The 21,038-nt window shown below is 49.6% G+C and carries 16 protein-coding genes and 1 riboswitch; of the genes, 12 read left to right on the top strand and 4 right to left on the bottom strand.

Features of this window, described 5'->3' with window-relative positions:
• Positions 1 to 365 precede the first annotated feature (365 nt).
• Complete coding sequence (locus L9G74_RS00095) at positions 366 to 878, top strand: DUF3658 domain-containing protein (protein ID WP_238894090.1); 513 nt, start codon at positions 366 to 368, stop codon at positions 876 to 878.
• Between the two features lie 109 nt (positions 879 to 987).
• Here L9G74_RS00095 and L9G74_RS00100 read toward each other — a convergent pair whose 3' ends face one another.
• A complete protein-coding gene (locus tag L9G74_RS00100) occupies positions 988 to 1,872 on the bottom strand; it encodes a LysR family transcriptional regulator (protein ID WP_238894092.1) in 885 nt (294 codons plus the stop codon).
• 100 nt (positions 1,873 to 1,972) lie between these two features.
• On the opposite strand from L9G74_RS00100, the gene L9G74_RS00105 reads away from it, so the two are divergent.
• Entirely contained in the window at positions 1,973 to 2,188 is a 216-nt protein-coding gene (locus L9G74_RS00105; RefSeq protein WP_238894096.1) for a DUF2798 domain-containing protein, read from the top strand.
• A 284-nt stretch (positions 2,189 to 2,472) separates the two neighbouring features.
• Positions 2,473 to 3,021 (top strand): DUF3224 domain-containing protein, encoded by a 549-nt coding sequence (locus tag L9G74_RS00110; protein ID WP_238894099.1) that lies wholly within the window; start codon positions 2,473 to 2,475, stop codon positions 3,019 to 3,021.
• A 122-nt stretch (positions 3,022 to 3,143) separates the two neighbouring features.
• Here the strand turns inward: L9G74_RS00110 and L9G74_RS00115 are convergent, their stop codons facing one another.
• Positions 3,144 to 3,701 carry a TMEM165/GDT1 family protein gene (locus L9G74_RS00115; RefSeq protein ID WP_238894102.1) on the bottom strand — a complete coding sequence of 186 codons (558 nt, stop codon included), beginning with the start codon at positions 3,699 to 3,701 and terminating at the stop codon, positions 3,144 to 3,146.
• 84 nt (positions 3,702 to 3,785) lie between these two features.
• A riboswitch (yybP-ykoY riboswitch) is annotated at positions 3,786 to 3,888 on the bottom strand.
• A 295-nt stretch (positions 3,889 to 4,183) separates the two neighbouring features.
• On the opposite strand from L9G74_RS00115, the gene L9G74_RS00120 reads away from it, so the two are divergent.
• Both L9G74_RS00120 and L9G74_RS00125 read left to right on the top strand, forming a co-directional pair.
• Positions 4,184 to 5,368 carry an amino acid permease gene (locus tag L9G74_RS00120; RefSeq protein WP_238894105.1) on the top strand — a complete coding sequence of 395 codons (1,185 nt, stop codon included), beginning with the start codon at positions 4,184 to 4,186 and terminating at the stop codon, positions 5,366 to 5,368.
• Positions 5,369 to 5,517: 149 nt separating this feature from the next.
• Positions 5,518 to 7,674: a S46 family peptidase gene (locus L9G74_RS00125; RefSeq protein ID WP_238894109.1), complete on the top strand. Its 2,157-nt coding sequence runs from the start codon at positions 5,518 to 5,520 to the stop codon at positions 7,672 to 7,674.
• Positions 7,675 to 7,751: 77 nt separating this feature from the next.
• On the opposite strand, the gene L9G74_RS00130 is transcribed toward L9G74_RS00125, so the two are convergent.
• On the bottom strand, positions 7,752 to 9,116 hold the full coding sequence (locus tag L9G74_RS00130; RefSeq protein ID WP_238894112.1) for an MATE family efflux transporter: 1,365 nt from the start codon (positions 9,114 to 9,116) through the stop codon (positions 7,752 to 7,754).
• Positions 9,117 to 9,529: 413 nt separating this feature from the next.
• Here L9G74_RS00130 and L9G74_RS00135 point away from each other — a divergent pair, with 413 nt between their 5' ends.
• The 7 genes from L9G74_RS00135 (at position 9,530) to L9G74_RS00165 (ending at position 18,673) form a co-directional block, all read left to right on the top strand.
• On the top strand, positions 9,530 to 10,267 hold the full coding sequence (locus tag L9G74_RS00135) for a DUF481 domain-containing protein (RefSeq protein ID WP_238894114.1): 738 nt from the start codon (positions 9,530 to 9,532) through the stop codon (positions 10,265 to 10,267).
• A 237-nt stretch (positions 10,268 to 10,504) separates the two neighbouring features.
• Positions 10,505 to 11,962 (top strand): sodium:proton antiporter NhaD, encoded by a 1,458-nt coding sequence (gene nhaD, locus L9G74_RS00140; RefSeq protein WP_438944525.1) that lies wholly within the window; start codon positions 10,505 to 10,507, stop codon positions 11,960 to 11,962.
• A gap of 298 nt (positions 11,963 to 12,260) precedes the next feature.
• Positions 12,261 to 14,000: an ABC transporter ATP-binding protein gene (locus tag L9G74_RS00145; protein ID WP_238894119.1), complete on the top strand. Its 1,740-nt coding sequence runs from the start codon at positions 12,261 to 12,263 to the stop codon at positions 13,998 to 14,000.
• Positions 13,990 to 15,780, top strand: coding sequence for an ABC transporter ATP-binding protein (locus L9G74_RS00150; RefSeq protein ID WP_238894122.1), 1,791 nt, complete (start codon positions 13,990 to 13,992; stop codon positions 15,778 to 15,780). The genes L9G74_RS00145 and L9G74_RS00150 overlap by 11 nt, the downstream gene beginning before the upstream one ends.
• Before the next feature lie 399 nt (positions 15,781 to 16,179).
• Positions 16,180 to 16,653, top strand: coding sequence for a hypothetical protein (locus L9G74_RS00155; RefSeq protein WP_238894123.1), 474 nt, complete (start codon positions 16,180 to 16,182; stop codon positions 16,651 to 16,653).
• A complete protein-coding gene (locus L9G74_RS00160; RefSeq protein WP_238894125.1) occupies positions 16,646 to 17,149 on the top strand; it encodes a hypothetical protein in 504 nt (167 codons plus the stop codon). The genes L9G74_RS00155 and L9G74_RS00160 overlap by 8 nt, the downstream gene beginning before the upstream one ends.
• Positions 17,150 to 17,227: 78 nt before the next feature.
• The gene (locus L9G74_RS00165; protein WP_238894127.1) at positions 17,228 to 18,673 is read left to right on the top strand and encodes a hypothetical protein; all 1,446 of its coding nucleotides are present in this window, start codon (positions 17,228 to 17,230) and stop codon (positions 18,671 to 18,673) included.
• 19 nt (positions 18,674 to 18,692) lie between these two features.
• On the opposite strand, the gene L9G74_RS00170 is transcribed toward L9G74_RS00165, so the two are convergent.
• Positions 18,693 to 20,924 carry a PAS domain-containing protein gene (locus tag L9G74_RS00170; protein ID WP_238894129.1) on the bottom strand — a complete coding sequence of 744 codons (2,232 nt, stop codon included), beginning with the start codon at positions 20,922 to 20,924 and terminating at the stop codon, positions 18,693 to 18,695.
• Positions 20,925 to 21,038: the final 114 nt, after the last annotated feature.

Below are 21,038 nucleotides of genomic sequence, written 5' to 3' on the forward strand. Positions count from 1 at the left end.
TAAAGCGTAGTCTAATTCCCGAGTACAAAGAAAAATGGAAAAGCTAAATGAATGGAAAAATCGGATCAGGCACCAAATGTAGATCTGTTAACGCTCTGAACTGCCAGATAACACCTATTCCCCTTCGGGGCAGCAAGGGGAGCGACAAGGGGGCAAGGCTGAACAGCCCCCCTTGTCTCGTAGTGTGAGCGCGAAAGCTCACGATTTTGCCAAGCGCAGCTTGCATGGCGGAGCCATCAAGCATTCACAACCGCAGGTTGCCATGGCTGCCAGCCATCAAACCTTTACATATCAAAGCGTAGCTTCCTGCTAACCCAGCCCGTATTATCGATGGCTCACTAAATGGAATGGGCTTGGAGTTGGGCGTGTCACAGCAAGAAAACGTAGATAAACAACTGGATGCATTACTTAAGCAAGCGCAGCAGAAAATAGATGAAGCTATTGGTTTGTTGCTCAAGCAACAACCGACAGATTTCGCCAAAATTGGGGCGATTGGTCACGCGGGGGGATTACTTAGAAAGGTGAATAGCTCAGTGATTGAAGCATCACCTGCTTTGAAGTCTACGTTGCGTGCTGAAGAACATATTGATGCCCAGCCTGTAAGTGATACCCAGCAAAAATTGCTAGCGCAAATTACACAAGAGCAAATCGACATGGTAGATAAAGTATTGTTGTCAAACGTCAGGCAGCACTATATGAAAGTTGCCATGCTTATTGCTAAAACTTACAACCAATTACCAGTGGAGTTACGCGGGTTACCGACCGCATTTTTTGCCAAGCGGGTTATGGCGCTCGTTGAGCACGAGCTGTTGCAAGCCCAAGGTAATCTAAACTACATTCGCTATTCCGAAGTGCGCTTATCTGAGTTGATCAAGTAGTGAGGTTATCTCTCGTTAGCATGGCGTAAATCATCAGCTTATAAAACACGATAAATCAATGGCATGATCGGTTTGGATAGCGCGAGTGCCCCCGTGAAATGGGGCGATGCTACTTCATCCTTATCCAGTTTTGCTGCTGCAAAAATAGCATCAATTGTTGGCGAAACAGTTTGGCTCGAGCCGATAAAGTACGCTTTTGTGGCCATAGCAAAGATATCTCACGCGGGGCGCCGGTCCACTGCGGCAAGATCTGAATTAACTCGCCTGTTTCCAGTCCATTGTGCACCATGCTGCGGGGTAATAAGGCGATACCAGCACCCGCTTTCACGAGGTTTAAGGCAAAGTTCATGTCGTTGCTGATGTGGTTATGCTTTTTATGAAGTTGCTGCCGAGCCTGCCCGTTATATAAATCCCACTGACTGAACATATGCACGGCAACACTGGGGCACTGTTGCAACTCGGCGAGTGTTTGCGGCGTTGGCGTGTTGAACGAGGGCGCGGCCACCAGTATCGGTACTATGCTGCCCACGGCACTCTGAATTAACGCCGAGTTTTGCTGGGGGCCGGAACGAATGGCGATATCGACCTGATTGGCGATGACATCATCGTCAGGATCGCCCAACTTTACCTCGAGTGAAATATAGGGATGCTGCGCGACAAAGGCTCGCCAGAACGGATCTAATGGACCACTACCGATATTGGTCGGCGCCATGATGCGCAGTTCACCTTCGAGACTGTTGAGTGATTCATCCAGATTGCTCAGCCGCACATCTAGCTCATGAATAAAGTCGCACGTTTCATTGTAATAGGCTTGGCCCGCAGGGGTTAACGTCAGTCCTTTGTTGGAACGATGGAACAACTTACATTGCAGTTGTTGTTCTAGTTCATTGATTCGCCGAGAAACGGTGGCCAGCGTCATTGATAACTCGGCGGCCGCTTGCGTGAAGCTGTTGTGTTCTGCTGCGGTGATAAATACTTTGAGGTTATTCAACATTGCCTTTCATATTTGCAATTAGCACTCTTGTAATTACAGGTATATCACATATTTGAAAGTATGTAAGTTATGCCCAATTAGCAATCACCTTGGAGAACAGATGAAGCACAGAGCGCTATTTGCCTTGGTCATGTCACTGGTTTTGACCTTTTTCATGTCCGCATGGGTTACTTACATTAACGTTGGGCTGATCGATAATTTCATCGACAGTTGGATGTCAGCTTGGCTATTAGCATGGCCCGCTGCTGGTGTGATCTCATTTCTATTTGGGCCGAAAATACAGCGGCTCACCACTACTGTGGCGGCGAAGTTTTAAGGCGTTGTGGCGCTTAGCTACAGCTTGTTGAATTCCGTTCATACCTATCGATAACGGCACGGCGTAAGTGTTTATCAAGCGTCGTGCCGTTGACGTCATATCTTCTGTGATTAGCTATATTGTGTGACTATTTATTGCGCAGTGTTAACGCTATGCTTAGATGCACTGGGGCCAACCACACAAGTTCACAAGGCTGATGTAAGACAGCGCCAGTGTAGGCGGTGATGTGTTGGTCGCGTTAACGGCTAACTATTTGGTAAAAGGTATATTCAAGGAGTGTGAGCATGATGCCAGCCATAATGTCACCGAAATGCCAGCCAGCAGCGATGTTATCGCGTTGGCGCAGCACTATGGTGCGATGCATTGTTATGCTAAGTTTTGGCGGTGTAATGTTGACGGTGACCGCCACCGAAAATCCCCAAGCGCAAGTACCCCACGAGGAGTCAACGATGACAACATTGGCAGTATCTGGCAGTTTTGACGTGAATGTTGAACCGCAGCAAGACGATGATGCCCCTGCCGGACGGATGATCCTGCGCAAACAGTATCACGGGGCAATGAGTGGTGTTGGCGTAGGGCAGATGCTGAGTAAACGCATTGCTAACGGCGCGGCAGCGTACTCAGCCATTGAGGAGTTTGTGGGCAGCGTTGATGGTAAGCAAGGCGCATTTACCTTAGTGCATAGCGGCTTTATGAACGGCGGTGAGCAAACACTGAAGATTTATATTCTGCCTGGCTCGGGTATCGGTGAGCTGAGCAACATCAGCGGCACGATGGATATCATCCAGCAGAACGGCGAACACCAGTATCAGTTGCGGTATGTTTTAGATTAAGCGCTCGCAGGATGTTAGGTTTGAATGGGCGTGTTTGATAGCCTGCAAGCCGATTAAATTTCACCAATAAAAAAGAGGCTAAAAAGCCTCTTTTTCTCATCAAATCATCTTGTAAGAACTGCTTACGGCCACAGTAGCGTAGCAATACCCAAAATGAAGAATAACACTGAGCATGTCCGTTGAATCAATTTCAGCGGTAACTTACCTGCGCCCATGCTACCAGCGATCACCACTGGCACGTTGGCTAACAACATCCCGATAGTCGTCCCCGCGACTACCCAAGCAAGCGCTTGGTATTTGGCAGCAAGTACCACAGTGGCAACTTGGGTTTTGTCACCCATTTCAGCAAGGAAGAACAGCACAAAGGTGGCCACGAAAGGACCATAACGATAGAAGCGATTATCTTCATCATCGGCTTTGTCGGGCACCAATACCCACAGCGCGATAGCAAAGAAGCTGACAGCGACGATGTAGCGGGCAACTTCGGGAGATAACCAACTTGAGGCCCATTCGCCAACATAAGCAGCCAATAGGTGGTTGAGTAGGGTAGACAGTAACATGCCTAAGACAATAGCGGTTTTGTTTCTAAATCTCACCGCTAACAACAGCGCCAATAACTGGGTTTTATCGCCGATTTCGGCAATAGCCACAGCAAAGGTTGAGGCAAATAAGGCTTCCACACGACATTCCTCAGGGGTGAATTAAAAACCAGGCACAGTGCACCATCACCCCTAAAGAGTGATGCACTATGCTCAGGTCTTGCCGGGCAAATCTAGCGTTTGCTGTATATGCCATGGTGCTCACCAAGTGTGTTGACATATACCCTCAAGTCGAAACTTGAGTCGGCTACTCCCCTAAGAAGTGGCGCCATTATAACGACTGAATTAACAAAAACAACCAAAGGTAAAGATTCAATCTGCTTGGATTGCGGAAACTGCAATCCAAGCGAGAGATGGGCGATAGATGTGTTGCTCGGGGTAACTTGAACTGATAATGTCGTAACTGTTCTGACCTAAAGTTACAGGTTATTTACCTGTGGTGGTTAGCCTTTGGCGCTGAAGCTTGGCAATGACCGCGTTGCTCCACGCCGCTACGATAAAAAATGCGCCCCCCAACTGCGCAATAACAATTAACAATAACAAAATAAGACAGGACAGCTTCTGTGAACCTAAAAATACTTGGATCTATCGCAATTGTGGCTGGGACGGCCATTGGTGCGGGGATGCTTGCTTTGCCGTTAGCTACTGCGGCGCTTGGCTTCTATCCCGCCATCTTATTACTGCTGGGTTGCTGGGCCATTTCAGCATACACCTCCCTGTTAATGCTCGAAGTAAATCTACGCTCCGGTGTCGGTGACAATCTTCACGTGGTTACCGGTAAAGCGCTGGGGAAACCCGGTCAAGTCATTCAAAGTATCTCTTTTCTCAGTCTATTATTTGCGTTAACCGCTGCTTATCTCAGTGGTGGTGCGGACCTACTCACCCTGAAATTTAAATCTTGGTTTGCCGTCGAGTTGACCAACACCCCAGCGGTGCTGCTGTTTACCTTATTCCTCGGTATTTTTGCCGCGCTCGGCGTCGGCTGGGTCGATAAGTTATCGCGGCTACTGTTCTCTACCATGGTGGTGCTGTTGGTGATTGTGATTGCCTTTTTGCTGCCAGAGGTGAACACCGAATCGTTAGTGCATCACGCAATGGCTGAGAGTTACGGCAAAGTGTGGCTAACGGCGATTCCGGTGGTGATTACCTCGTTCGGGTTCCATGTATGTATTGCCACCTTAGTGCGTTACCTCGATGGTGATGCGGTGTCGTTGCGTAAGGTGCTGCTGATTGGTTCCACCTTGCCATTGTTCTGCTATATCTTGTGGTTATTGGTGACGCTGGGCACGGTCGGCAGTGAGCCGATTGCAGGCTTTAATGGCAAATTGGCACCGATGATCAGTGCGCTGCAAGAGATTACCCAGCAGCCGATCATCAGCAAATTTGTTGGCTTCTTTGCTGATTTGGCGCTGATCACCTCATTCCTTGGGGTGACCATGAGCTTGTACGATTTTCTGGCCGAGCTGATCCGCGCTCGTCCAAGTTTTACGGGCCGCGCGCAAACTTGGTTACTCACCTTTATTCCGCCGTTGGCGTGTGCGCTGTTTTATCCCAAAGGTTTTATTGCCTTACTGGGGTTTGCCGCCATTCCGCTGGTGGTGATTTCACTGATTTTGCCAGTGGCGATTGCCTTAAAACAACGAGCACAAACTAGCGAAGGTTACCAAGTGATTGGCGGCAAGCCTGCGTTAGTTGTGGTGTCTGTCTGTGCGGTGTTGATCATCGTGTCGCAGATTTACGCAGCATAATCCCCATTTGTAAGCGAGTTTTTCTGCTTATGGGTTGTGTTAAAAGCTTGTGATAGAGTCGAGCATCCGTGCTCGGCTTTTTTATTACTCGCACCCAAGCACAGAGAATTTCTTCGCATTATTCCGCTCGATTTAAGGATGACAATAGAATGAAAAAATGGTTAATCGCCACAGCGGTAACAGCATGTTTTGCTGCGCAGGCGGATGAGGGCATGTGGCAGCCTCATCAGTTGCCAGCAATGGCTGATGTTCTGAAAGCCAAAGGACTGGAGATTGATGCCACATCAATTTCAAAGCTGACAGAATTTCCCATGAACGCAGTGATCAGCCTCGGCGGCTGTACTGCCTCGTTTGTATCACCAAAGGGCTTGGTGGTCACTAACCACCACTGCGCCTATGGTTCGGCGCAATATAACTCCACGCCAGAAAACAACATCTTGCGTGATGGCTTTTTAGCAAAATCGTTTGCGCAAGAGTTGCCCGCTGCACCGGGTTCGCGCGTGTATGTCACTGAATCCGTTACCAGCGTGACCGACAAAGTTAACCAAGGCACCGCCAAACTGACTGGTGATGATTTCTATAAAGCAATTGAAGCAGCCGAGAAAAAATTGGTGGCAGATTGTGAGCAAGATGATGGTTATCGCTGCCAAGTTTACAGTTTCCACGGTGGCCTTGAGTATTACTTGGTTAAGCAGTTAGAGATCCGCGATGTGCGCTTGGTGTACAACCCAGCGGAAAGCATTGGCAAATACGGTGGCGATATCGATAACTGGATGTGGCCGCGCCATACCGGCGATTTCTCTTTCTATCGCGCTTACGTCAATAAAGCGGGTAAACCGGCGGATTTCTCCAAAGATAACGTTCCGTACGAGCCAAAAAGCTTTTTGAAAGTCTCCGCCAAAGGCGTCAGTGATGGTGACTTTGTGATGGTGGCGGGTTACCCGGGCAGCACTAACCGTTATCGCACCAGCGAAGAGGTCGCAAATCAGTTTGAGTATTACTATCCCGCCGCCAAAGAGCTGCGTGAAAAAGTGATTGCGCTGATTGAGCAAAGCTCAGCAGAAGGCAGCGATGCGCGCATCAAATATGAAAGTACCTTGGCAGGCTTGAACAACTACGCCAAAAACTTCACCTCGATGATCGAGTTTTACGGCAAGTCCACCATGTTGGCAGATCGCCGCGCCACGGAAGCCGAGTTGAATAAGTGGATTAACGCTGACAAGAGCCGCAAACAGCAATATGGCAAGGTGCTGGCTGAACTTGACCGTTTAGTGAAAAAGAGCGACGAGCACCAAGCGCGTGATCTGATTTTGGGTTATTTCTATTACACCACTATGCCCTCGGTGGCTGAACGTCTGTATCGCTTAGCCAATGAAAAGCAAAAGCCGGATATGGAACGTGAGCCGGGCTATCAAGAACGCGATCTGAATCGCCTGAAAAACATGCTGGAAAGTATCGACCGTCGTTACGATGCAACGGTGGCGAAAGCGATTGGTTTTGAATTGCTCAGCCGCTACGCCGAGCTGCCTGCCAGTGAGCACTTTGCTGCGCTAGATAAATTCTGGGGCATTGAAAATGGCGTCGATGCGGCCAAACTGCAGCAGAAGCTTGATGCGGTTTTTGGTGACACCCAATTGGGTGATAAGGCGACCCGTTTAGCATGGTTGGATAAATCAGTAGCCGATTTCAAAGCATCGAAAGATCCTATGATTCAATATGCGGTTGCTATGTATGACACCAATGAAAAAGAGCGTAATACGCGGAAACAGCTGAGTGGCGATTTGATGAAAGTCAGACCGCAATACATGGAAGCCATCATCGCTTACAACCGTGCGCAAGGTAAGCCAGTGTATGCCGATGCCAACTCAAGCCTGCGGGTGACTTACGGCAACGTCAAAGGTTATACACCAAAAGATGGTTTATACGCTGTGCCGTTCACTACGCTGGAAGGTATCACCCAAAAAGATACTGGGGTTGATCCATTCAACGCGCCAAAGGCTGAGCTGCAACTGATCAAAGACAAGCAGTACGGTGATTTCTACGTCAAATCACTCGATTCAGTGCCGGTTAACTTCCTCTCGACACTGGACACCACTGGCGGTAACTCAGGTTCGCCCACCATGAATGGTCGTGCCGAACTGGTTGGCCTGCTGTTTGATGGCGTGTACGAGAGCATTATCGGTGACTGGAACTATGATGACGACAGCAACCGTTCGATTCAGTTAGACAGCCGTTACATGCTGTGGGTGATGAAGTATGTTGACCATGCCGACAACCTGCTCGATGAAATGGTGATTGTGAAGTAATTCACTGCGCTGATTCAGCGGTAAATAAGCATAAAAAATCCCAGCGCGGCTGGGATTTTTTTTCAGTGTTTGACGCGTTACTGCGGCAGTGCTGTGCTGTCATCAAGCAACGACTTGCTCTGCCAACGGCGGCTGCGCCAGCGCCATAACATCGCCAAACCGCGCACCCATTCATCACAGGCAAGACCGATCCAAACGCCTACTAAGCCCATGTTGCAATGAATCCCCAAGTAATAAGCCAGTGGTACCGCAATGCCCCACATTGAGCACAGGGCCATCATCAATGGGAAGCGGGCATCGCCAGTGGCACGCAGCGCGTTAATTACCACAAGGTTAAAAGTGCGGCCGGGTTCCATGATGATACTGATCAGAAACAGCATGGAGATCTGCGCAATAATGGTCTGGTCATCGCTGAAAAAACTGACCGCGTGGCGGCCGATAAACGAGGCACACAGCGCCACCACAAAGGTTACACCAATGCCCAATTTCAGGGTTTTCAGCAGCCGTGCATATGCTGAGTCGAACTGACGCCCGCCAATCAGATAGCCGATGATAATCTCATTACCTAAACCGATAGAGATCCCAAACAACATCATAAATAGGCAGATCTGGAAGTAATAAGAGTGCGTTGCCAGCGAAGTTTCACCCAGTAAGCCCACAAAAGCAGTGATCACCATAAACTGCAGCATCCACGACAAGTTTTCACCTGCCGCTGGCAGACCAATATGCAGCACTTTGCGCAGTTTATCTTTGCTGGGTTGCAGTAACATTTTCGGCATCAGTTGAATGCCCGCGCGTTTTTGCACTAACCAAACGAGGAACACAATACCGGTCAGACGGCCAACAACGGTACTGACTGCCACCCCGGCCACCCCAAATTGTGGAATACCGAACCAGCCATATAACAAGGTTAAGTTGCTAATAAATGTGACTAAGTTGACTAACAGCGTCGCGTACATCGCTTGGCGTGTATGGCCGTGAGCGCGCAGCGTTGCCGCCAAACACAATGCCGCTGCCTCAGGCAACAAACACAGGCCGATAATGGTCAGATAGAGTTCACCATCGCCCAGCAGATGCGCTGGCAAGTTCATGGTTTGCAGGATCGGCCCCGCACCAGTCAAAATCACAATCGCCGCTAGCAAACCAATTAACAGGTTAAAGCTGATGGCACTGTGGATCACCACTTTGGCATCATCGTAGCGTTTGGCGCCAAGATATTGGGTCAACACCACGCTGGAGCCGATACTGACAAAGCTGAACACAGTAATAGCCAAATCAAACACTTGGTTGCCTACGGCTAACGCCGCCACATCGGCAAAGTTGATTTGACCCATCATAAAGGTGTTCATGGCGCCGGTGGCAAAATGCAGCGCGATATCAATAAAAAGCGGCCAAGTCAGCGAAAATAGCGAACCTGGCCCCTGTTGGGCTTGGTGTGTCATGTGAAGTCCAGCGTTAGTCTCTATCGGGGTCCCGAAATAAAAATCTGTGAAAGGGCACTTAGCGGCGGTAGCGCCTTCGTTTTGGGGCTGCGAGCGCAACCACAATACAGCGTTGAGTGCGGCGGCTATTTTACGCCTTTCCTATATTTTTTCGCCACTGATAAATACGAACAAAAGTTGTGCAATGTAGGCGGGAACACTGTTGTGGCGGCAATCTAGCACGATGCATTTCGGCGGTATCGCCATCGCTGACCGAACGCAGCGTTGCTAATTGGTGGTGAATTTCTTGATGAGTTGTTGGTAAACACTTCATTAATGTCGAAAAAATGTGCTTTTTCTCACACTTTTTAACCTCGGATGGTAAGATGTGCCGCGTTTTTACTTTGGAACAGTGTGAGCAAACGGAGATATTTATGAAGCCAACGCTACTGGCACTCGCTATGTTAATGGCGGCACCAGCTGCATTTGCGCAGTCGGAATTCGTCGAAGGTGATGCCACTTTTGGGGCAGACGCTGAACTCGGCGCGACCTTGACCACGGGTAATACCGATACCACATCCATCAAAGCCCGCTTGGATATGAAACATGAAATCGGTAATTGGGAAAACCAATATCTGCTTGAAGGTCTTTATAAAGAAGATGAAGAAGAAGTTACCGCTAAGCGTTATCTGGGCATGGCACAAGGTAACTACCGTTTAGGTACTAACAGTTATCTGTTTGCTACCGCAGGTTATGAAGTCGACCCATTTACCGGTTACGACTATAAATTTAACTCAGCGGCCGGTTTGGGTTATCGCTTATTTCAAGGTGCCAGTAGTTTCTTGGACGGGGAGATCGGTCCCGGTTATCAATACCAACGCTTGGATGATGAGCAGCGCGAAGAGCTAGGCTACGACAGTGAAGCCAGCTGGGTGGTGCACGGGGTGCTGAACTACGAAGCTAAGATCAGTAAAACCTCAAAATTTAAGCAGATGTTTGTCGCCGACTACGGTGACAAGCTGGATGCGCGTTCTGAAACCTCCATTACTGCCAATATCGTCGGCGCATTGTCGATGAAATTTGCGGTGATTGTACGTTACAACAGTGACCCACTGGATGACAAAAAGAGCACCGATACTGAAACCAATATGACGCTGTTGTATTCTTTCTAATATGCTGAAATATTCAGCAAAAATTGCAATTTTGTGATCACTACGCCGGGCACTTTCGAGTGCCTTTGTGATCTCGCTCCCACCCTTTGAATCCCACTTTAAAAAAAGTTGTTTCCTCCCGCGCTCAGGTTTATCTGTTTTTCTCGAAGCCGCCAAATTTGGCGATTGGTCAACATTTTTGACCAATGAGCTGTGCTAGCTTAATCAGCATATTCTTATAATAAGAGAACAATCAAAATGAAGTTGAAGCGTATGAACCGTGGACTGGGAGTCCTCGGGGGGAGTTTGCTAGGATTGATTTCTCCAGCCGTGTTGGCCGCCGAAGGCGCGAGCGAGCACTTGGCGCTTACCCATACATGGGTAGGTTATTTGGGGGTTGCCATCTTCGTTATCGCCTATGGTTTGGTGATGTCGGAAGAGAAACTGCACCTGCGTAAATCTAAACCCATGCTGATTGCCGCCGGTATTATTTGGGGCCTGCTCGGTTACATTTACACTCAGCATGGCATGTCGGAAGTGGCGGAAGCCGCCTTTGAAGCTGACTTACTGGAATATGCTGAGCTGTTCCTGTTTCTGTTAGCGGCGATGACCTACATCAACGCCATGGAGGAGCGTAAGTTGTTCGACGCCCTGCGTGGTTGGATGGTGAATAAAGGTTTCACGCTGCGGCAGGTATTTTGGATCACCGGCTTTTTAGCCTTCTTTATCTCTCCTATCGCTGACAACCTCACTACCGCTCTGTTGATGTGCGCGGTGGTGATGAAGATGGGGGGCGACAACAAGAAATTTATCACCGTCGCTTGTATCAATATCGTCGTTGGCGCCAATGCTGGTGGCGCATTTAGCCCGTTTGGCGATATCACCACCCTGATGGTATGGCAAAAAGGTATGGTGCAGTTTGCCCAGTTCTTTGACCTGTTTGTACCATCGCTAGTGAACTTCGTGGTGCCTGCGGCAATTATGAGCTTCTTCATTGTTAACGATAAAGAAAGCCATGTCACAGGCGAGGTGGTGCATATGAAACCGGGCGCCTTGGGCTTGGTTGCCTTGTTCTTATTGACCGTATGTATGGCGGTGTGTGCGCACTCACTGTTGGGCTTACCACCGGTACTGGGCATGATGACTGGCCTCGGTTTACTGCAACTTTACGGCTATTTCCTGCGCATGAGTTTTGAGAAAAACATCGACAAACTGCGTCAAAAAGCATCTAAAGCCAACGATGAAAAAGCGCTACGAGCTTGCGATCAGTTTGTGCCATTTGATGTGTTCAGCCGCATCGCCATGGCGGAATGGGATACGCTGCTGTTCTTCTACGGTGTGGTGCTGTGTGTCGGCGGTTTAGGCTTGATGGGTTACTTGGCGATGGTGTCTGAAGCGCTGTATGGTCACTGGGACCCAACCTATGCCAACGTGGCTATCGGTGTGTTGTCATCAATTGTCGATAACATTCCGGTGATGTTTGCCGTGTTGACCATGAACCCTGATATGTCGGTCGGCCAATGGTTGCTGGTCACTATGACTGCCGGTGTGGGTGGTAGCTTGTTGTCGATTGGTAGCGCGGCTGGCGTGGCCTTGATGGGGCAAGCCCGTGGTATCTACACCTTTGGTGCGCACTTGAAGTGGACCCCAGTGGTGGCTATCGGCTATATCGCCAGTATCATTGTGCATTATTACTTTAACCATCATCTGTTCTAACACGGTATTGGCGATGGTTTGCAGGGCCGATAACTGAGGTTATCGGCCCTTTTATGTTTAAAATTCAGCACTATCAGCGAGGTGATTAATACCTCGCATGATAGCCATCGCTGGCAAATCTCTTTACAATAACCCAGTGCTGCACTTTGGTATTTCTTTGCATATCATTGCCGCAAAATACACTGGCAACACCCTTCTCAAGTAAGCTAAGGGCTTACTAACGCAGCGTAATTTTCATATTTTAACGCATCGCTCAGCAGCTTCGCTGACGAGTCACTTAGCGGTTGGATGACGTGACATGCAGCTATTTATACACCTGAAATGGTTCTTTCGACGTTATTGGCATACCTACACGATAGCGATGCTGATGCTGTTCTGCGTCGGTTTGATCAATATGGCGATCCCCAAGTTGATTGGCGAAGCCATCGATCAACTGTTGGCCACCAAACAACAATCGGCCACTGAACTTTATCTTATGGGGCTGGCGGTCGGTGGCTTGCTGGTGTATCTGCTGCGTTATGGTTGGCGCCGCATGCTGTTTGGTACCTCCTATAAACTGGGAAATTTTTTACGGCAGCATTTTTATGTGCGGCTGACGAAGCAGGGGCAGGCGTTCTATAACGCCCATTCCACCGGCGATTTGATGGCGCGTGCTACCAACGATATTGATGCGGTAGAAGTCGCCGCAGGTGAAGGTATTCTGTCAGGCTTCGATGGTATTTTGACCTTTATTTTGGTGCTGATCATGATGTTTATCTTTATTGATTGGCGCTTGGCGGCCTTTGCTGTATTGCCGTTTCCCTTCATGGCGGTCGCGTTTTATCGGCTCTCGAAACGGATTCATACCCAATTTAAAGACACTCTAGATCGCTTCTCTGAACTGAACGATCAAACCCAACAAGCGATGACCGGCATTCGCATGATCAAATCGATGGGACGCGAACGCATTGAAACCGAGCAGTTTGATGCCATTGCCGCACGAGCGGCGGATAGCACCTATCACGTGCAACGTTCTGAAGCGCTGTTTGGGCCGATTATTCAGCTCAGCCTCGGTGCGGCGATGTTGATTGTGCTGCTAGCTGGCGGTTGGCAGATCCAAGCGGGCAATCTCACCGTGGGGCAACTCACCAGTTTCACACTTTATCTGTCAGAACTGATCTGGCCGATGTTCGCTTTTGGCTGGCTGATGAATATTATCCAGCGTGGTAACGCCGCCATTGAGCGCTTAGATGAGCTGCTCAATCTGCCAGATACGATTAGCAACAGCGGCAAACAGCAGCCAAATGGCTACCAACTCACGGTAAATCAACTAACTTTTGCCTATCCAGAAAGCGACCGCCCTAGCTTGCAACAAGTGAGTTTTACCCTGCCTGAGCAGCACACTTTGGGCATTGCTGGTGCCACCGGCAGCGGTAAATCAACGCTCATTCAACTATTGATGCGTTATTGGGAGTCGTCCGACGACAGCATCAGGCTCGGCGGTGTGCCTGTCCAGCAACTGCCGCTAGCCAGTTTGCGTGGCAGTTATGCCTATGTCCCGCAAGATTCATTTTTGTTTAGTAGCAGCATTTTGGAAAACATCCGCATGGGGCGCAGTGATGCCAGCGATGCCGAAGTGTATGAGGCCGCTAAATTGGCGGCGATCCACCACGATATCGAGCAATTTCCAGATGGCTACCACACCTTAGTTGGCGAGCGTGGCGTGACCTTGTCAGGCGGGCAGCGGCAGCGGGTGTCTATCGCGCGGGCGCTGATCAGCCATGCACCGATTTTGATTTTGGATGATGCTTTGTCGGCGGTGGATGTGGCAACCGAACAGCAGATTATTGGTCATTTGCGCCAACGTCAGCAGAGCGTGATAGTGATTAGCCACCGCTTGTCCGCGCTGGAGCAAGCGGACGAGATTATGGTGTTATCCCACGGCAGTGTGGTCGAGCGCGGCAGCCATCAGCAGTTAAGCGCCGGTGATGGCTGGTATGGTCGTATGGCCGCCTATCAACAGATGGAGCAAGCGATGGAGAGTAGTTATGCCTCGTGATGCTAACACAACAAGCACGACTCGCGATGACGGCGGCGCATTGCGTCTGCTGATGAGTTACGTGTTCGCCGACAAAGTCCGCTTTGCCAAAACCTTACTGTTGGTGGTGGTCGCCACGGTGTTTGATGTGATGGGGCCGATGCTCAGTAAAGTGTTTATCGACGACTTTATTGTGCCGGGGCATTATCCGCTATGGCCGATTGTTGGGGTGGTGGCGCTGTTCATCTTCGCCGTGGTGGCGGGCACCTTATTAAAATACCAACAAACCATGCGCTTTTTAGATATGGCGCTGACGGCGGTGTTAGATATTCGCCAGCGAGTATTCAAACACGTGCTCAGCCTGCCCATGGCGTTTTTCGACTATGCCCGCACTGGGCAACTGGTGAGTCGCATCACCAACGATACTGAGTCGATCAAAGATATCTATGTGCAGTTTCTTTCTAACGTGGTGTCGAACGTTATTTTGCTGATTGGCATTTTGGTGGCAATGGCGATTTTAGATTGGCACTTGATGTTGATTGCGCTGGCACTGTTGCCCACAGTGATGGGGCTTATCTATCTGTATCAACGTTTTAGCGTAAAAGTGGTCAGTGAAAGTCGGCAACTGCGTTCTGATATTAACGCCACGGTGAGTGAGTCGATCAGCGGCATGGAGGTGATTCAAGCCACTAACCAACAGCAAGCCAAGTTAGCGCAGTTTGATGGCATCAATAATCGTTATTACCGCACGCGCTTGAAGGCGGTGACCGTCGGCTCTTTGTTGCTGCGGCCAGCGATCAACTTTCTCAGTATTTTAGTGCTGGCCTGCATTGTGTGGTTCTTCGGTATCAAGGTCGTTCAGGGCGTGGCCGAGATTGGGGTGCTGTATGCCTATCTCAACTATTTAGGCCGTTTTACCGAACCATTGGTGGAGATCACTCAGCGCTTTAGTTTGTATCAACAAGCTATTGTGGCTGGCAACCGCGTGTATGAGCTGCTGCAACAACCCGCCGCAGCAGAAGCTCCTAGCGATAGCGCGCAGATTGCGCGTGGTCAGTTGTCGCTGCGTCAGCTGCAGTTTGCCTATCAAGCTGACAAACCGGTGCTGCAAGATATTAGCGTCGAGATTGAAGCCGGACAGTTCTATGCCATTGTTGGTCACACCGGCAGTGGCAAGAGTACCTTGCTCAGTTTGTTGCTGAACTTCTATCAGCCGCAAGCGGGTGAGATCTGTATTGATGGGCGACCATTGCAACAGTACAGCCATGACAGTTTGCGCCAAGGTGTGGGATTGATCCCACAAGAGCCGTTTATTCTGGCGAGCACCATTTTCGATAACATCGATATGGGGCGCGGCTTGAACCAAGCGGCGGTGGAACGCGCGGCCAAACAGGCGCACTTGCACCAAGTGATTATGGCAATGCGTGATGGTTATCAGACCCAGCTAGGCGAGGGCGGTTTACGCCTATCGACCGGACAGCGGCAACAGTTGATTATCGCGCGGGCGCTAGCGGGCTCTCCGAAAGTGTTATTGCTCGATGAGGCGACCGCCAACGTCGATAGTGAAACCGAGCAAGTGGTGCAACAAGCGTTGAGCCATCTGCATCGGCAAGTGACCATGATTGTGGTGGCGCACCGCTTATCGACCATTCGCCATGCCGATCGTATTTTGGTGCTCGATCATGGGCAACTGCTGGAGCAAGGCAGTCACGAGCAGTTGATGGCGCTGCCGCATGGCCGTTATCGCGCCATGTATGAGTTGCAGCAGCAAGCGCAAAAGGTCGCGCAAGCAGAAGCTTAGCTACTGTTTTTTCAACGTTTCAACGCAACTTGGTGCGATCGTTTCGCACTAAGTTGCGGCGATCTCTACATCACTTTCCCAAGTCCGCTACACTGTGTAAATTGCTATGTAAGCTATATGCTTTTAAAGGATTTTTTAAGCATTACTTTACGCAATAACCTTTGGGCCAGATCACTATTTTGCATTTTGATCGGCCAATTTCCTCCCTCTCGAAACGCTTGGTTAAGAAGATCACATTTAGTTTTATCAGTTTTTTCTATAATGCTCGCTAATTACCAGCGATGTTTTCGTAGCTGACGAAGTAAAGCGATGCAACGTGGTAATCATTTCGGCGCGAATAACGTGGTTTTATCAGCAATATTCATTTTCGTTGTTATAGGCATAGACGGTCATTAACTTATGTTGCAGTCAATATCGCAACCACGCACACCCAAATTTATGTTGGCAGAACGAGTCGATTCGACCCCGAGAATGTTGGCAGTATCAGTATTACTGGTGCTGATGTTGGCCCTGAGCGTGTTTTTCCTCAAACATTTTCCCACAGGGGAAGTTGCCATGCCGCTGTCCCAACAGAACCTCACCTTGGCGTCAGGCCAGCAGGTGCAGTTGCTGTTGTACGCCAACTCCCGTACCAACAACCATATTCTGCAATCGCGAGCCACAATTTTAGCCTCGGCACTGCTGCAATGCCGTAAGACCGTGTGGCAGCAAGTGTATCTTTCCATCTCCCACGAAAAGCAAATCATGAACGTGACCATGAAAGGCAGCAAAGATGGGCACTTTCAACTACGCAATATTAAAGCCAGTGATGTTGACCGCCATATGGGCTTTTTCAATCAGCAGTGGTTAGCGGGAGTTAATCTCTGTGAATAAAGCCTGGATTTGGCTGGTATTGGTGTTGGCAGTCGTGCTTGCGGTGGTGCGTTTATCTATCGGTCAACAGCAGCCAGAAACTCAACTACTCCTTAATTGCAGCTCGGAACTGTATGACCATCAACAAGGCGGTAATTCGCGCCAGTACTTTATGTTGATGGATGTGCAGGCGCAGAATCACAATGTGGTGTTGAACTATCGCTATTTTTCTACCGATGGTCAGCCGCTGGGTAGTGTTAAACTGGGAGGCACCATCAAGCGTCGTCCCGCAGGCGCGGCATATGACATCAGTATCACCCATAAAGATGAGCAACTGCTGCAAGATGTTAAGCCATCACACATGGATTATCTGTCGTATATCAGTAACTTGAATCTGACGAATAAGGCTTCGCATCCGATGGTGATCGAGATGCTCGATACCGATGAACAGCAACATTATGCGGTGATCCGTTCACAACCGGGTAACGCCGTTTACGGTTGTCGTCTGCAAGACTAATCCCGACTTCCATTATGCGCTAGATTCGCTATATTCTAAGCCAATCAAATCAATTAGTTGGATAGGATACGTCCCACCTTGTCAAAGCTGCGCATCAAACAAGAAGAAGAACTTTCCATTAAATTCAGTCACCTACTTGCCCGTGGTGAACAGCGCAAGCTTGACCTGTATTTTTCGCTGCCTAAAGAGATGGGCATCGGCCCCAATAGCCTCAATGAAGAAGAGTATTATTTCAGCGGCGTGCAAGGCCGCCGCGCTTATTACTCTGAAGGGTTACATCTGCCGTTGGTGCAATCGCGTTTTGTCAGCCAGAAAAAGCGCACGCTAGAAGAGTTTCGTTTGTATATGAACCTCTTTGCTTACCAATATGCGGTAGCGATGGAGAACGATGCGCGCGAGCTGGCCCGCCTAGAAGACAACGATGCCTTTTTTGAAGGCTTGAACGAGTTTACCGTGCACGCCAGCACCCTGTTACGTCGCTTTCGCCGAGGCGCACCAGCGGATGAAAAATGGCGTCACTACTTTGAAAATGCCGATAACTATTTGTCGTGGTTTACTGAACAGCAACTACTCAAGTTGTTGAGTAAGCGCGATATGCAACATAAGGTGGCGGAGCGCGTGTTGGAGTTATGTCGCACGGAACGTGAATATCGCACCGCCCATAAATATAACTCGGCACGCACCCGCGATGACGCCAACCGTATCGCCAACAAGATGTTGCTGCTGCGGCGCTTAATTCAGCAAGGGGTGGTACTGAAAGAGGAACTCAAAACCCTTGGTATCGGGCTTAAAAAGCTGACTACGGGCTTTGCCACCGCGATTGTTATGTTGGTCGTGTCCACGCTGATTATCAAAGCGCAAGGGGCATTTAACGGTTTAACACTCGCGTTAGTGTTGGTGTTAGCGCTGATTTATGGCGCGCGTGAAATCTTCAAAGATGATGTGCGCAATGCGTTGTGGCGTATTGTGCAGAAAGGGCGGCCGCGTTGGAGCCGTATTTTACGTGATACCACCACCCAAAATATTATTGCTCGGCAACTGGTATGGTTGGAGTTTGTGAAATCCCACGACATCCCAACCACGGTGAATGAGATTTTGAAGCGGCGTCATAGCCAAAATAAAGTGGATGCGGAGATTCTGCATTACGGCATCTCAACGCGGGTGGAAGATACCGATTTTCTGACCGGCTATAACAGCATTCAGGAACAAGTGGTGTTTAGCTTAGTGCCATTTGTCGATTTTCTGGAGCAGGGCAAAGACGAGCTATACCGCGAGCAGGATGGTGAAATTATTGCTGAGCAGGTGGAGCGTCGCTACCAAATCAACTTAGTGGTGGTGTGCCAGCGCTTGAAGCAACCCCCGCAATACGCCCGCTATAAAATCACCGTGAATCGGCGGCAAATCGTAGAAATTACCATGAGCGATCTGCCAGAAAACGTGCCATTGATTGATGACTTAGTGACCGATAGCACCAGCGCGACCGCTCGCCTCGATAAACAATCAGAGCCGCTAATAGAAAGTTAACGGCGCTGCTGAGTTCCGCTTAGTCCGCGCTAGCGTCGGACGATGTGGTAAACGCTTGGCAGATATTGCCCGCGCCATTTTGTTTGGCACGCTTCAACGCCACTTCGGCATTGCTGAGAAACTGGCTCAGGCTCTGGCCGTCATTATAGGCGGCAATACCGATGCAGATACCATCAGCAAGGCCGTGGTCGTGCAAACTTTCCAACGTAGCCTTGGCATAGTGATGCGCCATGGTCGGTGTGCTTTCTGGTAGCAAGATGGCAATCTGTCCCAGTTGCCAGTTCGACATCTGATAACCGCGTGGTAAATCCCGCAGCAAGTGCATTTCGACTTGTTGCTGACGATTCTCCAGTTTTTCCACATCGCTTAAATGGCTCAACATGCCGCTGGGGCTGATATCCAGCAGCATTAAGCAACTGCTGTGGCGGTCATGCTCGCTCATGGCGGTAAAGTAGCGCTCAAGTGCTGGCAGTTCGTTAAGTACCGAGCTGCGATACGGCGAGATATCGCGCCGTACATTGAGCCGCTCATTGCCCGCTTGCTCTAAGGTACAGATCAGATAGTCCAGCTCACCTTCATCATCAAGGCTGCCTTTGAGCGTGGTTTGCAAACAGCCGCTACGATATTCATCGCTGAGGATCTGCCCCTGCCAATGGCCGTGTAGATTGACTAACTGCAGAATGCGTTCCCACTGATTCTCGATATCGTTTTTCAGCACTTTGGCTAAGTTGATGTCGGTGCAACCATGTAGCTGCATCAGGTGATCAAAGCTTTCATTCACTTTAATCAGTTGTCCGGTTGGGCTGACCAACGCGGTCGCCACCGCCGAGTCGCTGAGCAATTGGCTTAGGTGGTTGTCTTGGCGCGCTTGTTTTAACTCGCTGATATCATCAAAGGTGATCAGTGTATAGATGGTATCGCCTTCACCGGTGAGACGAATATTGACCCGTAAGTACAAGGTGTCGATGGTTTGCAGCTGAATTTCGCCACGCCAAGTGGCTTCTTTAACCAGATGCTGCCGTACTTGTTGATACCAGCGTTCTTCTTGTTCAAGCAGCTTCTGTATATTACGGCTCTCAATATCTTGTTGCTGCAACTTCAGAATAGCGGCGGCACGGGCATTAGAGCAGACAATACGGCCTGCGGTGTTTACCAGCAAACAGCCAGCATCACCACGAAATAGCCCATCGGCTAACTCAATCGCACTGGCGCGTGAGCGTTGCTCGATTCGATACAGGTGGATCAACACAATCACGCCCGCGGCGAGCATGGTCATCAGCACCGCAGAGATCAGCAGCATATTGCGCCACTGCTCAAAACGTTGGGTAATGTCTTGGTTACGAATATAAGACAGCAGCACATACTGTTGACTGCTATTGTTTTGTGCGCCCAACGGCGTTTTTAGGTAAACGAAGGCGGCATTTTCGCCGTGAAACTCGCCAAAGTTATTCATGGCAAGATCGCGCCACAACTCTGGATAGGTTTGGCGTAGGCTAATACCGAGCGTATCAGGCACTCCTGCCAGTGGCGATAGGTTGCTGGCTCCAGCGTATAACTGGCCCTGACCATCGAGCACCAGTAACGGTGAGTCGTTGCTGGAAAATACTGGCTTGATGGCTTGCAGCATCAGCTCGAGCGAGTTGTAAGTGACCAAGTAGCCACGCAGTGATTGGTCGGGGTTTTCTAAGCGGGCAATCTGCATCTGATACGGTTCCAGCCGATCTTCAATCGGAATGAACTCGATGGTTGACGCCAAAATATCGTTGTCGCTTAGCTGATTGACTTTCTTAATGGTATCGGCCGATAGCGGTGCGCTACCAAATAAGCTGCCGCTAGAGAGTTTGAATTTACCGGCGACGTCATACAGCGCAATATCCATCAACTCGGGAATGTTGTGTTTGAGTGTGACCCAACTACTCACCAGCCGCTGTTGTTCCTGTTTGCCCGGCGATGCCAGAAAGTGCTGCAGTTGCTCCGAGCGGGCAAACATTTGGGTACGAAACTGTTGGAATGACACTTTATCGGCCAGCAGGGTGCCAACGGTTTGCAGTTCGCTATAACGCTGCACAGCCCACTCTTCCTGAAACTTACGTTCACCCAAGGTGATCATCACATTGGTGATTAGCACGACGGTAATCACCAACATGCTCAGTTGGCTGACTACGGCGAGCAAGCGTTGACGAGACCACTGTACGCCACGCAATAGCGGGATCAGCGGTGAATCCTTGAGTCGTTGATGTTTACTAAACATGAAGCTGTAAGGTAAGGACAAATATGCAGCTATGTTAACACGAAAATTTCAGCACAACAGCGGCGCTATGCGTTTGCGTCTTAATCGGTGTAACGCGCTGCTCGTTGGGCGGAT

This window comes from Shewanella electrica, from assembly GCF_022321485.1.
Classification (GTDB): Bacteria; Pseudomonadota; Gammaproteobacteria; order Enterobacterales; family Shewanellaceae; genus Shewanella; species Shewanella electrica.

Bases quoted from the DNA above. Each gene is read 5' to 3' on its own strand.
- L9G74_RS00125 (WP_238894109.1), top strand. From the start codon at position 5,518: ATGAAAAAATGGTTAATCGCCACAGCGGTAACAGCATGTTTTGCTGCG.
- L9G74_RS00100 (WP_238894092.1), bottom strand. From the start codon at position 1,872: ATGTTGAATAACCTCAAAGTATTTATCACCGCAGCAGAACACAACAGC.
- L9G74_RS00130 (WP_238894112.1), bottom strand. From the start codon at position 9,116: ATGACACACCAAGCCCAACAGGGGCCAGGTTCGCTATTTTCGCTGACT.
- nhaD (WP_438944525.1), top strand. From the start codon at position 10,505: ATGAAGTTGAAGCGTATGAACCGTGGACTGGGAGTCCTCGGGGGGAGT.
- L9G74_RS00170 (WP_238894129.1), bottom strand. From the start codon at position 20,924: ATGTTTAGTAAACATCAACGACTCAAGGATTCACCGCTGATCCCGCTA.
- L9G74_RS00150 (WP_238894122.1), top strand. From the start codon at position 13,990: ATGCCTCGTGATGCTAACACAACAAGCACGACTCGCGATGACGGCGGC.
- L9G74_RS00145 (WP_238894119.1), top strand. From the start codon at position 12,261: ATGCAGCTATTTATACACCTGAAATGGTTCTTTCGACGTTATTGGCAT.
- L9G74_RS00135 (WP_238894114.1), top strand. From the start codon at position 9,530: ATGAAGCCAACGCTACTGGCACTCGCTATGTTAATGGCGGCACCAGCT.
- L9G74_RS00155 (WP_238894123.1), top strand. From the start codon at position 16,180: ATGTTGCAGTCAATATCGCAACCACGCACACCCAAATTTATGTTGGCA.
- L9G74_RS00110 (WP_238894099.1), top strand. From the start codon at position 2,473: ATGATGCCAGCCATAATGTCACCGAAATGCCAGCCAGCAGCGATGTTA.
- L9G74_RS00105 (WP_238894096.1), top strand. From the start codon at position 1,973: ATGAAGCACAGAGCGCTATTTGCCTTGGTCATGTCACTGGTTTTGACC.